Origin of the sequence: Rhodomicrobium udaipurense JA643 (assembly GCF_000636015.1) — a bacterium.
GTDB lineage: Bacteria > Pseudomonadota > Alphaproteobacteria > Rhizobiales > Rhodomicrobiaceae > Rhodomicrobium > Rhodomicrobium udaipurense.
Map to the genome: position 1 here is coordinate 1 of NZ_JFZJ01000105.1, position 11,405 is coordinate 11,405.

The 11,405-nt window shown below is 60.9% G+C and carries 11 protein-coding genes, 1 tRNA gene and 1 pseudogene; 7 read left to right on the forward strand and 6 right to left on the reverse strand.

All coding sequences use genetic code 11. The features are described from left to right. Positions 1 to 350 (reverse strand): annotated as a pseudogene (locus T281_RS19400) (hypothetical protein); the annotation flags it as partial. A 615-nt stretch (positions 351 to 965) separates the two neighbouring features. Between T281_RS19400 and T281_RS13245 the strand changes: the two are divergent. Further along, on the forward strand, positions 966 to 1,532 hold the full coding sequence (locus T281_RS13245; RefSeq protein ID WP_037239898.1) for a hypothetical protein: 567 nt from the start codon (positions 966 to 968) through the stop codon (positions 1,530 to 1,532). Positions 1,533 to 1,662: 130 nt separating this feature from the next. Here the strand turns inward: T281_RS13245 and T281_RS18850 are convergent, their stop codons facing one another. The 5 genes from T281_RS18850 to T281_RS13275 form a co-directional block, all read right to left on the reverse strand. Next, entirely contained in the window at positions 1,663 to 2,397 is a 735-nt protein-coding gene (locus T281_RS18850) for an HNH endonuclease (protein WP_155955246.1), read from the reverse strand. A gap of 322 nt (positions 2,398 to 2,719) precedes the next feature. Continuing rightward, a complete protein-coding gene (locus tag T281_RS18375) occupies positions 2,720 to 3,595 on the reverse strand; it encodes a replication initiation protein (RefSeq protein ID WP_081796797.1) in 876 nt (291 codons plus the stop codon). A 457-nt stretch (positions 3,596 to 4,052) separates the two neighbouring features. After that, complete coding sequence (locus tag T281_RS13265; protein WP_081796798.1) at positions 4,053 to 5,558, reverse strand: primase-like DNA-binding domain-containing protein; 1,506 nt, start codon at positions 5,556 to 5,558, stop codon at positions 4,053 to 4,055. Between the two features lie 160 nt (positions 5,559 to 5,718). Next, positions 5,719 to 5,794: transfer RNA gene (locus T281_RS13270), tRNA-Lys, on the reverse strand. A gap of 190 nt (positions 5,795 to 5,984) precedes the next feature. Then, the gene (locus tag T281_RS13275; protein ID WP_037239918.1) at positions 5,985 to 6,314 is read right to left on the reverse strand and encodes a hypothetical protein; all 330 of its coding nucleotides are present in this window, start codon (positions 6,312 to 6,314) and stop codon (positions 5,985 to 5,987) included. A gap of 244 nt (positions 6,315 to 6,558) precedes the next feature. Between T281_RS13275 and scpB the strand changes: the two genes are divergently transcribed. The 6 genes from scpB (at position 6,559) to T281_RS13305 (ending at position 11,401) form a co-directional block, all read left to right on the forward strand. Next, the gene (gene scpB / locus T281_RS13280; protein WP_037239921.1) at positions 6,559 to 7,362 is read left to right on the forward strand and encodes an SMC-Scp complex subunit ScpB; all 804 of its coding nucleotides are present in this window, start codon (positions 6,559 to 6,561) and stop codon (positions 7,360 to 7,362) included. Positions 7,363 to 7,581: 219 nt separating this feature from the next. Beyond that, entirely contained in the window at positions 7,582 to 7,848 is a 267-nt protein-coding gene (locus T281_RS13285; protein WP_037239934.1) for a twin-arginine translocase TatA/TatE family subunit, read from the forward strand. Between the two features lie 38 nt (positions 7,849 to 7,886). Continuing rightward, positions 7,887 to 8,510 (forward strand): Sec-independent protein translocase protein TatB, encoded by a 624-nt coding sequence (gene tatB, locus T281_RS17880; protein ID WP_052037479.1) that lies wholly within the window; start codon positions 7,887 to 7,889, stop codon positions 8,508 to 8,510. A gap of 10 nt (positions 8,511 to 8,520) precedes the next feature. Next, positions 8,521 to 9,336: a twin-arginine translocase subunit TatC gene (gene tatC, locus T281_RS13295; RefSeq protein ID WP_037239924.1), complete on the forward strand. Its 816-nt coding sequence runs from the start codon at positions 8,521 to 8,523 to the stop codon at positions 9,334 to 9,336. A gap of 187 nt (positions 9,337 to 9,523) precedes the next feature. After that, on the forward strand, positions 9,524 to 10,135 hold the full coding sequence (locus tag T281_RS13300) for a CAP domain-containing protein (RefSeq protein WP_037239927.1): 612 nt from the start codon (positions 9,524 to 9,526) through the stop codon (positions 10,133 to 10,135). A gap of 513 nt (positions 10,136 to 10,648) precedes the next feature. Next, the gene (locus T281_RS13305) at positions 10,649 to 11,401 is read left to right on the forward strand and encodes a DUF3108 domain-containing protein (RefSeq protein WP_037239928.1); all 753 of its coding nucleotides are present in this window, start codon (positions 10,649 to 10,651) and stop codon (positions 11,399 to 11,401) included. Positions 11,402 to 11,405: the final 4 nt, after the last annotated feature.

An 11,405-nucleotide genomic window follows, 5' to 3' on the forward strand; every position in this document is an offset into this window, starting at 1 on the left:
GATGGATGCGAGGCGGCGCGTCGAAGCCTTTTCAGCGCAGCCGATTTTCGACCGGCACGCGCAAGGGCCGGACGGTTCGGGCGGCGTGAAGCCGCCTGCTCAGCCCAAGATGCCCAGCGGCAGTTCGCGGGCGTGTACGGGCCATCAGGGTCGATGCGATCGAGCGTTGTGCCGATCGGGCGCTCGCCCATGTCAGCGAGGAATATCGCGAACGTTGACCATCGAGCATCGACCGTGATGCCGCGTCCGCCGTACCGATGATAGGCAACGTGTCGGGGATCGCGGCAGCGCTGGCGCATGCCTACCCAAGACGCCCACGCGCGCGGGAATTCCTGTCGCGGGGTCATCATGCGGCCTCGCCCCTGCGCTGCCCAGCGCGGATGCGGCGGGCGCGAGCCTCTTGGATTACGGCCATCTCGTGCGGCGCGAGCGGGTACGGCACAAGATCAAGGCCGCGCTCGATCGCGGTCATCAAGCGGCGTGTATCCTCGCGCGGGACGACGGGACGGCCTTGGCTATCATAGCCGCGCTGCAAAGAGCAAACCGTGCTCCGCGCAAGACCAAGGGCAGATGCGGCTTGATCGAGCGAGTAACCGACGTCGCGACGCCACAATGAAAAAGACGTTTTTGGCATTTATTCACCGAAGAATCAATTTCTGCAAAGTATACCATGAATCAAAACACCACCTCGGAAGGCGGCCGTAAGATCAGACGTTTGTCGCCCAATATCGCGCTTATATCATTGATTTTAAATGTTAAAAATATTTACGTGGTGCCCTTTTTGGACCGGGCTATAAGCCGCTTCAAGGTGCAGATTTGTTCGTCGTTGCTGAGCAAGTGTTTCGATTTAAGCTTTGTATTACACGGACGAATCACGAATAATACTTCGGTTTAGGGCCGAGAGGGCCGCGCGATCGTTCCGAACTGTGACAGGATGGGCGGGCGCGAGATGCGGGAGAACCGAAATGAACGACGACATAAGCACGTCCGCCGATGAGCGCGAGGTGACAGCCGCTGAGGGCGGCGAAGGCGGCGACACGACCGCCATTTGGGCGGCACTCCACCGGGAACGTGCAGCCCGGCGATCGGCAGAAGCTGAGGCGCGCAAAGCGACCGAGGCCGCCGACAAATACAAAACACACTTTCATAAGCTGCTTGTCGATCGCGAGATTATGGACGCGGTTCAGTCGTCAGGCGGCGCAAATATGCGGCTTCTATGGCCTCATCTTGAGTCGAGTGTAACTGTGGTCGAGGAGGATGGGCGCGATGTCGTGCGCGTTGTCGGAGACGATGGGCAAGCCCGCTGGGGCGTGCGTGGGCCGATGACAGTGGTGGAACTGCTCCACGATCTGCGGGGCGATCCCGATCTCGCCGGGATCTTTCAGCCACCACGGGCGGCCGCTCCGGCAGCGCCGAAACCGACGAAAACGTATTCTCGCCGCGAGTGGCAAGCCGCGCTGGCGTCGGCCGATGCCGATACGCGCGCGGCGCTCATGCGCGATGCGGCGGCAGGCAGGATTGCGGTGCGGTAGCAGGATTGCGCGCGCGTGATGCGCTGCGCTCGGCCGCTCCGCCCTGCCAGCGGGAACTCAGGGGCGGGGCGGCCCATAAATACCGGCGCCGTCGTCTCCCAGCGGGCCGGGGTGAGGGAGAAGGGCCGCGTCAGGAATTGGCGCGGCCTTTTCGTTTCGGCAATGCGTGCCCTTGTGTATTCTTCAAGTATTCCTCAAGCTTGCCGCTCTCCAACAATTCGAAGACGTGCTTTTTCACTTCGACGGCCGACGAAAAGAAGCGTTTTCCTTGTATCCTATTAGCGGACAATCGATACCCATTATCAACGGGTTCGACCGCAAGATCGATACGCTTTTGACGTATTCGAAAGATACCGTCATCGCCGGTTTTCCATCGAGGTGACTTGATAAATCGCTGCAGCCTCGATTTATGCGCGAGGATTGAATCCACATAATCACTGGCGACTGAAGATTCCGTTAGATTGTCACAGCATATTTCCCCGACTTCCAAAGGTGGCCAATTCTCATGCTGCACAAAGAAAACGTAGCGTATGGAGTTTCCACATAACTCGCATTCTCCAGACAGGTCTCCGAGATCATCATATCCAAAGCATTCCCATCCGGAAGACGGCGCGACGATGCTGTGTTCTTCAGCATGACATCCTTTGCAAAGCGTTTCGCATAGGTCATAAGGGTATTCCCATGGCAATCTACCGGCAATATACTGCTTGTGATGAACTTGAAGTACAGCCCCCTCTGAAGGACCTCGCTTGCAACGAGTACAAACACCGCCGTCGAGCTCTATGACCTCTTTGCGATACAGCTGCCAATTTTTCCGATGGTAGTGACGCACCGCGACAAGCCTCCAAGCGTCGTCGTCAAACATCGAATAGCAATCTTTCCGCCTACGATGTGGCGGTTTGAGCTTAAGCGCCTTAAGACTGCTTCGACCATTATCCCTGATACGGTTAGAATCTCACAACGTGAAGCACGCCTCATCAACAAGACAATCAACAACGGCATTTTCCGCCGGCGACCCCGCTCTTTGCGACTCTCGAAAGCTCGCCTGCATCAGGTCAAGCTGACCTACCACAGGCGGCTGACGGCAATATCCCTGATATGGTTAGGGTCTCACGCCTCATTGGCAGCCGCGCGCTTCCTGCGGAACCATGTCGCCCGGGAGATGCCTTCAGCTTCCCACGGGCGCGTCACATCGAGAGAGACGTGATCGCTCCAACGCTTTTGACTGCTTTTGATCCCACGTGACCGCTGGATGCTGATGAAGCGATCGATCGAAAATTCTTCCAAGTCCACCGTGCGACCGACCGCACGATGCCGATGGTTTCTGTTTGTGGTAGCGGTGTCATGAACGCAGGATTTTGACGTAGGTCGTCAGCGACCGCCGCAAGGCGATGCAGGAAACCGCGGAAATCGTCGCGCCTTTTGAAATTGATTACCGCGCGGTAGGCATAGACACGCAAATCGTTGAACACCGTGCAATTTCGTCCGAGGCCGATCTCACGCGAGCACGTAGCACGAAGGGCATGGGCGGCATCCCGGTCAACGTGAGCGGCGAGCTCCCGCAACTCGAAATCGCGGTTCGTCGCAAACGTTCGGAAATCCCTATGCAGAGGATTTTTCGCGAGCGGCCCTGTATATGCTCGATCGGCACCGAGAAGGAGCGTCATGTCACGCTCCACGTCCGCCACGAACCGGCGCGGTGCCTCGCGCGCGCGATCGGAGAAGGTAACTGGCGAGCGCAGGCGATATGCGAGATGGCCGTGCCCGTCGCGGCGGTTGACGATCGCGAGCGTGGGCATGGGCAAGGAGGCGTCATGCGGCGCATCCATGGCATCGCAGTCGTCGATGTCGAACACGAGCCAGCGCTTTGACGCGGCGCTGTTGAACGCGAGCCGGCGGAAACGCACTGCATCTGCACGAGGACGCCTCCGCATATCGCGGGCGGGCGAGTTAGCGGACCATGTCACGGTCGGAATCGATTGTATAAAAGATTCAGCCCACGGCTGAGAGAAGCTTGCCGCGATCGCGGAAGGTTCCGCAAACGCAAGATTTGAACGCGCCATCGTCGCGTTTTCCCCACAGAATATTGAGGAAAACCGCTTGTGCGAGGGAGTTTTGGACCCTATATTCGCAATGCATCGTCTGCACGAGCCGTTTTCCTAAAGATTTTGGAAGTCGATTTTTTGCAGAAATCGACTGGTTCACGCAGCACATCCAGAACAGTGTTCGCCCCGCCCTTCAAAAAGGCGGGGATTTTTCTTTTTATCGAACGATATCTTCGCTCGCAACCGCATGATTTCAAGGGTTTTCCTTGACGTTCTGTGGAAAAATTGTACAGCGCATCTTCCTTGATCTTGATAGGCCCTGCTGAATTTTCAGGCCCGGCCTCTGCCCCAACACTGGCCCGTCCCTGGCCCTGCAACTGGCCCTTTACAGGCGGGTGTCCGACCGAAAAGCGCCTATTTGCAGGGGTTCTCGTGCCTGTTTTATTGGCCCCTGCGATGGCCCTGCCACTGGCCCTCATTCGGCCCGTGCCATGGCCCCGGCATCTTGGGGCGTGAAGCGGAAGGCGGCGCTCATGGTGCCCTGATGCGCGGGTATTTCGGGCACGAGAGGGCGCAAGGTCGGCACCGTGGCGGGAGGCGCGGGGAGCGGAGCATCGGGGACCGATATATCCAGGTAGACAATTCGACCGTTTGTTTTGAGCCTCCGCGCGTACTCAGGGAGATTCCGGCCGAACCGGGTCATGGACGCGGGAGCGAGTCCGCGCGCCTTGCACCACGCGCGGTAGGCGGCATGGAGGGATTTCGCAGAGATGCGGGAGCCGAGGGAGGGAGCGCACCGCTCCCGGTAAAAGGCGGCGATAGAGTCGCCCGCAAGCGCCTCCGTGGCGGCAGGAACCGAGCGGCGCGGCAATCCCTGCGGTGCGGACGACACGCCCGCTGAGCGCGAGCCTTGCGGCGCAGGCGATGCATCCTGTTTGGGAGAGTCCCCGGCCAGTCTCTCCACGGGGAGGGTGACGGAGCCTCCTCGACGGTCACGCGAGCCGGCGTTCCCCAGAGACGGGAATGCGTCGGTAGCCGTCCCACTTCCCCTCTCGCTCGTCTCCCCGCTGTCGAGCCGGAGTGCGTCGAGATCGGGGACAGGCAGAGATGCCATGAGCACTTCCGAGACGCTGTGCGAGCGGTCCGTCCCCGATGCTTGAGAGGGTCGCACTGCCTCGTTATCATGCCCGTGGAAGGCGATAGCGAAGGAAAGCGTGCGGAGCGCAGCCAGAGCGAGTAGACCGATCATGAGCGAGATATGTTCGACGGTCTTCTCGTCTACGCCCGTCATTTCGGCGATCAACGCCTCGCCCGCATTCGCCGGCACCGGCATCTCCGGCGCAGCGACGCGGGTGCCGATCACAAATTTTGCTTTTTCGATTTTCTCGATCGTCGCCAGCTCCATCCGAATCGACAACACCGTCGAGCACAGCGCGTAAGCCGGCACGTCGGTTTTCGTGCAATCCGCCGTCGATTTCGCCAGCGGTTCGCGCATCCCCTTGCCAAGGTTCACGTTGCGCGCCAGTTCCCGGTCGATCTCGGCGAGAACCTCGCCCTTGTCGCGCGTACTTTTCAGTGTTTCGAGCACACGCTGCGCGTTTTCGATCACCTCAATCTCGCCCTTTGCTACGGCCTGCGCCGCAGCTTGCTGGAAACGGCTTTGCTCCTGTGCGACGATGATTTTCGCTTTCCACCACGCCGCCTCATAGAAGAGAATGTAGCCTTCTGATAGAACGAGGCCACAGAGGAGTGCCATGCTCAGCGCACGGCGTCCCTCCCTTCGCGCCTGACGCGACATGAAGATTGCGGTCAGGGAGTAGAGGACCATTGCGACGCCGACGCCGCCGACGACGAGCGAGGCGAGCGGGGAGACGCCAGCGCGTGCCGCGCCGCCTTGGTATACCATGATGGCCGAGAGCATCGCGACGCTGATCGCCAAAACGATCGCGATGCCGCGCATAACGAACAACCCGCTCGTCATCGTCGGCCTCGCTCGAATGAGCGCGAACGCATCCTTCCCGTTGTCGGAAGGTAAGCGCGTAGCGGCTTGATCAGCCGTTCTTTGAGGGCGAATCTGATCGTTTCATTCGCAGTTTCATTCGCGCAGGTTCCGTTCGCAGAACCTATGTCTTTGATTTTATTGGTGAGCCCAGATGGATTCGAACCATCGACCCTCTGATTAAAAGTCAGATGCTCTACCGGCTGAGCTATGGGCTCACTAGGGACAATAAACAACGTGCGGAAAAACGTCCGCGCGCGCTTGAGGACCATAGGTGCGCGCGCGCGCGCGGTCAATAGCAGATCGCCGCGTGCGATATCGGTCAATGCGGTAAAGGCTGGAATGTTGTCCGGTAAGCGGGTGCCGGCATTTTACAGGCAGACAGCTATGCATCGAACCGACGCCGCCTTACTCGGCGGTTACGGCTTCGAGCGCCGGTTCGCCGGGGAGAGCGAGTAACACTGGGCGCGACGTATCGTGCGCGCTTGCCTTATAGGTCTGAACGTCGCCTCTTGGCAGACCGCGCGCCTTTTCTAGATCGGAAGAACCCGCCGCATCAGCCAACCTGCGGCCTTCGGTTGTGCTTCCCTCGACCTCCGCATGCTGTCTGGCCAGCGCCGTCGTCAAACCGATACCGTCGATACTTCCCGCATGCAGCGCGAAAAGGAAAAGACCACCCGAAATGCCGATACCGGCGAGGAAAAGACCGACGATGGGCCAGACATTGAAACGGATCATGATTTAGTGCCGTTGCAGGGTTGCTGCGGAAGAGTGAGTCTTTCTTTCCGGCTTTCTTCCAGTCATAGCGCCTCCCGCTCTAAGGGAAACTTACCGGCCTTCCTCGAATTGATCGAAGTCAATAATTGTGATCGCAAGCTGTTCGACGCGCCCATCCGGCAGGAGCGGAATGCGACACTTGCGCGTGCCCCCCAAATCAGGCGAACTAGCTGTCTGAAAAGCTGGGGATAACGGATGGTTTCCTATGGCAGGTAGAGACGGCAAGGGAAAAGATGGCGGGAATGAAAACGGCCGCGTGCCGATTTTGCCGATGCCGCTCCCTTCCAATGTGACGCGGCTGCCTTCGGCTGACCGGCGCGAAAAGTTGCGCATCGTGGAAGCGCTGCTGTTTGCCGCCGCCGAACCGCTCGACGAAGCCTCGCTCGCGAAGCATCTCGGCGCGAAAGACGATGTGCGTCAGCTTCTGGAAGAGCTTCAGCAGCTTTACGCCGGGCGTGGCGTGAACCTCGTCCGCGTGGCGGGCAAGTGGGCGTTCCGTACCGCGGAAGACCTCTCGTTCCTGCTTGAACATTATTCCATCGAGCAGCGCAAGCTGTCCAAGGCCGCACTCGAAACGCTCGCCATCATCGCCTACCATCAGCCGGTGACGCGCGCCGAGATCGAGGAAATTCGCGGCGTCTCGACATCCAAGGGTTCGCTCGACGTGCTGCTGGAAATCGGCTGGGTGCGCCTTCGCGGACGCCGTCGCGCGCCGGGGCGCCCCACCACATACGGCACCACGGAAGCGTTCCTCGATCATTTCGGCTTCGATTCCATCCGCGACCTGCCGGGTCTCGCCGAACTTAAAGGGGCGGGCCTCCTCGACAGCAACCTGCCGCCCGGTTTCTCCGTGCCGGAGCCGAACGACAGCATGGCCCTTCGCGAGGACGAAGATCCACTGGAGGACGAGCCATCGGGCATGCACACGGATGCCGAAGACGACGCTCCCGTCGAGGCGGAACCGGAAGCCCACAAGCCGCATCCCGTGCTCGTGGCGTCGGCGGGCTGACGCGCGAGGTTCGGAGGCGCTGCCTTCGCGCGCAAATCGCCGAAAGGTGGCGACGGGGCGGAAACATCGGCGCGCCTTCGCTTTTCTGCTACGCATTGATAGGATGAGCGCGCTTGACATGGCGCGCTCATGCGGCCACGTTCAGGTGAAATTTCCCAACATCGCGCGTGCCGCCGGAAGACGGCGACGAAGGAGTAAATCCAGATGCCCCAGGATCTCATGTTCGGAGCGACGTGGAGTCTGCCGCAGCTCCTTATTGTTCTGTTGCTCGTCGTGCTTCTGTTTGGCAGAGGCAAGATTTCGGAGCTGATGGGCGACGTCGCAAAGGGAATAAAGAGCTTCAAGAAGGGCATGTCGGAGGAAGAGGCAACGCCGCCGCCCGCCGCCACGCAGAGCACCGCCGCACCCGCCGCCCCGAAGCCCATCGAGCACGAGGCCCCGCGCGCTGAAGTGAAGTCTCCCGTCGGCTCCGAAACGAAGGCTTGAGCAAGCGTTCGCTAGCGCCTTGAGGGCAAAGGGGCAGAATGTTCGATATCGCGTGGTCTGAGCTTCTCGTGATTGCAGTCGTCGCGCTGATCTTCATCGGCCCGAAGGAACTGCCGGGCATGCTTCATACGCTCGGCCGCTTCGTGCGGAAGATCCGCAACCACGCGGACGACTTCCGGCGTCAATTCGACGACTCGATGCGCGAAGGCGGCTATCAGGATCTTCAGAAGAACCTTCAGGACTTCCGCGCCCTCAACCCGGCTGGCCAGTTGAAGGACAGCATCAGGCGCGCCATAGATCACGACTATTCGAAGCCCGCGCCCGCACCGGAACCGCCGCAGGCGAATGCGCCGCAAGGCGCCGACGCCGCGAAGACCACGAGCGAAGGCGCACAGGGTGCCACAGCCGCTGCTCCGACGCAGGCCGATGGGCCGGGCGCGATCGCCCCGGCGATCCCGACCGCGCCGCAAGTCGACAGCGCTGCGCCTCTGGCCGTTCCCGACACCGCGCCTGCGAAGGCGGCTGTCGAAGCGGAAAAAACAAGCGCCGAACCGGCCGTGTCGTCATACGCGCCCGCAAGTCAAGCCGTCCCCGCAAAGCCTTTGGAGCCGCAAGCAGCCGCGAGCGATCCCGCCAAAGACCGCATAGCTCCAGCCGCGTGAGCGCTTACATATGGCCGTGGCCCAACCTGAACAGGACGATCTCGACCAGTCGAAAGCGCCGCTCCTCGATCATCTGATCGAGCTGCGGCGTCGGCTGATCTATTGCGTCATCGCGGTCGTCGTCCTCTTCTTCTTCTGCTACGCGTTCGCGCAATACATCTATAATTTTCTGCTGATCCCGTACCGCCTTGCAGTTGGCGGCGACGCGCAGATCGACATGATCTACACCGCACCGCAGGAGTTCTTTTTCACGCAGGTGCGCGTGGCCTTCTTCGGCGCGATCGTGCTGGCCTTCCCGATCATCGCATCTCAGCTCTACATGTTCGTTGCGCCCGGCCTTTACAAAAACGAACGCCGCGCCTTCCTGCCCTATCTCATCGCGACGCCCATTCTCTTCATCCTCGGCGGCGCCCTCGTCTTCTTCATCGTGATGCCGCTCGCGATGACGTTCTTCTTGTCCATGCAGCAGACGGGAGCCGACCAGCAGGTTCACATCCAGCTTACCGCGCGCGTGAGCGAATATCTGCACCTGATAACTTCGCTCATTCTCGCCTTCGGCCTGTGCTTCCAGCTTCCGGTCGTGCTGACGCTGCTCGCGCGCGCCGGGCTCGTAACCTCGGGCTGGCTGCGCAAGCAATGGCGTTACGCCGTGGTTGCGATCTTCGCCGTCGCTGCCGTTTTGACGCCGCCGGATGTGATGAGCCAGGTGGGCCTCGCCATTCCGACGCTGCTTCTCTACGAGCTTTCCATCATCTCGGTGCGTTTCGTGGAACGCCAACGCGCAGCCGAGGAGAAAAAGCGCATGGAAGAGGAAGTCGGCGAGTAACGAGTGGCCGCGCGGCCCCGTCTCTCGCGAGCGAGCCTTGACGCAACGTCGGCCGACTTTCTTCCGTACGTTTACCCAAAATGCGACTCGCGTTAGGGATGTAGCGGCGCTGGGGACCGCCTGTGCGCACGCGCGTTAATAATGCGCGTTTGAGGACAGCGCATAACGGGGAAGCGAGCGAACATTGATGTCGTCGAGACTTTTTCTCGTCGTTCTCGCGGCGATGACAGCGAGCGGCATGGCAGCGGCGCACGCGCAGGATTACCCGCTCGACAGGGCAGCCGTGAGCCGCGCCGTGATCGCCGAAACCAACGCTTGGCGAGCCGCAAAGCGCCTGCCGCCGGTTTCCAGCCATCCGCAGCTTGAGGCGGCCGCGACCGCTTACGCCCGCTATCTCGCCCAGACGGAAGGTGTCGGCCACACCGCTGACGGCAGGTCGCCCGCCATCCGTGTTCGCGCGACGGGCTATAACTATTGCTTCCTTGCCGAGAACATGTGGGGCGGCTGGCGACGGCCCAACCCGATGACCGAAGCCGAGGCGTCGAAGAAGGCGATGGACGACTGGAAAAAGTCGCCCGGCCACAACGCGAACCTGCTCAGCAAGGGCAAAAGCATCGGCGTGGGTGTCGCGGCATGGCGGCAGGGCGACCGCGTGGTTTTCCGCATGGTGCAGATGTTCGGCACTGCGGATTGCGCGCCGAGGTCCAAGGCGAAGCCGTTCGTGACGAAGGTGACGCAGAAGGTCGCGCCGAAGAAAGCGCCGGCGCCGCAACCCCAACAGAAGCCGACTCCGCAGTAGCGGCGCGGTCGGTTTGCGACGGGCGCACTTGGAAGTCGCGGACGGTCTCCCACCGCGCGGTTTTCATAATATCGGCGCATAAACTGTGCCTCGGTCCGAGGCCGAGTTCACGCTCGTTCAAAGGTTTATTCGCCATCCTCTCGTGCCACGCTCCCGCACGAGCTTGGCGGGAAAGCCGTCGGCGATATTGCGGCGAGGGCGAGCGATCACATTTCGAACATTGAAATCTGTAACCACAGGCTAGAGCAATCCTCGCGTGGCAGACTGAGCACGATGCGCCTTCTTGGGATTTGTAATGGCGAGGTTCAAAAACTCTTGGCGAGCAGAAATTCGTGCCGCAAGCCCAGGCGGCGATGGGCAGCGGGATTGACCACACGTTTCGGCAGGCCATCTGCCCCTTCAGATTTCGTTCGGCGGAGATCGAAAGCGATTGACGCCTGAGACAAGCAGACGAACAAAAGATCCTGAGTCTTTCCTTCGACGGGAAAGGCCACTCGTATTGAATGCCGTGGGATGACGTTGACAGTGAGGTTTTCGGCGGTCGGAAAGCGGAGAGGCGGCAGGGGGCTTTTTGCCCTCGCCTTCGGTCTTGTTTCGCTCGCGCTTGGCGCGGGGGCGGCCGAGGCGCAACTCCTCATATCGCGCTACACGGTTCATATGGAGGGCGTTCGCGTCGGCCATGCGATCGTGCGCACGACGCTCGGCCCGGCCAACTACAAGGTCACGGTTTCGGCCGATGTCGGCCCGGTTCTTTCAAACACCAGGATCAACGGCGAGGCGACGGGTTTGCGTAACGGCTCGCATGTGACGCCGATGCGATTCCAGTTCGTTTCGTCGGGCGGCGAGGCGAGTTCCGTGAATTTCGCCGGACCCGATGGCACGCCCGCCAGCGTCAATCCGCGGCTGCGCGGCGTTTTCGACCCACTATCGGCGCTGGTCTTCGCTGCGCTCAACCCCGCTCCCCCCTCGGCCGAGCCCTGCAAGAGCCTGATTCCGATCATTCTCGGGCGCGCGCGCTTCGATATCGTGATGAGCCCGAAGCCCGGCGGCACCGACCCGCGCTCGGAAATCATCGATTGCGACGCCTATTCGACCGTCAGCACGCCGGACGCAAGCGGCGGCATCGGTGCGCAGAATGCTCGATGGCAGATCGGCTTCAGCAAGGTGGCGCGGCCCGCGCTTTGGCTCGTGGAATATCTCGTGGTTCCGACCTCGAACGGCACCATGACCATCAGCCGCGAGGAGACGAATATCTCCGCTTCCTAGAGCG

Bases quoted from the DNA above. Each gene is read 5' to 3' on its own strand.
- T281_RS13285 (WP_037239934.1), top strand. From the start codon at position 7,582: ATGTTCGGAGCGACGTGGAGTCTGCCGCAGCTCCTTATTGTTCTGTTG.
- T281_RS13265 (WP_081796798.1), bottom strand. From the start codon at position 5,558: ATGACGAGCGGGTTGTTCGTTATGCGCGGCATCGCGATCGTTTTGGCG.
- T281_RS13305 (WP_037239928.1), top strand. From the start codon at position 10,649: ATGACGTTGACAGTGAGGTTTTCGGCGGTCGGAAAGCGGAGAGGCGGC.
- tatB (WP_052037479.1), top strand. From the start codon at position 7,887: ATGTTCGATATCGCGTGGTCTGAGCTTCTCGTGATTGCAGTCGTCGCG.
- tatC (WP_037239924.1), top strand. From the start codon at position 8,521: ATGGCCGTGGCCCAACCTGAACAGGACGATCTCGACCAGTCGAAAGCG.
- T281_RS18850 (WP_155955246.1), bottom strand. From the start codon at position 2,397: ATGTTTGACGACGACGCTTGGAGGCTTGTCGCGGTGCGTCACTACCAT.
- T281_RS13300 (WP_037239927.1), top strand. From the start codon at position 9,524: ATGTCGTCGAGACTTTTTCTCGTCGTTCTCGCGGCGATGACAGCGAGC.
- T281_RS13245 (WP_037239898.1), top strand. From the start codon at position 966: ATGAACGACGACATAAGCACGTCCGCCGATGAGCGCGAGGTGACAGCC.
- scpB (WP_037239921.1), top strand. From the start codon at position 6,559: ATGGCAGGTAGAGACGGCAAGGGAAAAGATGGCGGGAATGAAAACGGC.
- T281_RS13275 (WP_037239918.1), bottom strand. From the start codon at position 6,314: ATGATCCGTTTCAATGTCTGGCCCATCGTCGGTCTTTTCCTCGCCGGT.
- T281_RS18375 (WP_081796797.1), bottom strand. From the start codon at position 3,595: ATGGCGCGTTCAAATCTTGCGTTTGCGGAACCTTCCGCGATCGCGGCA.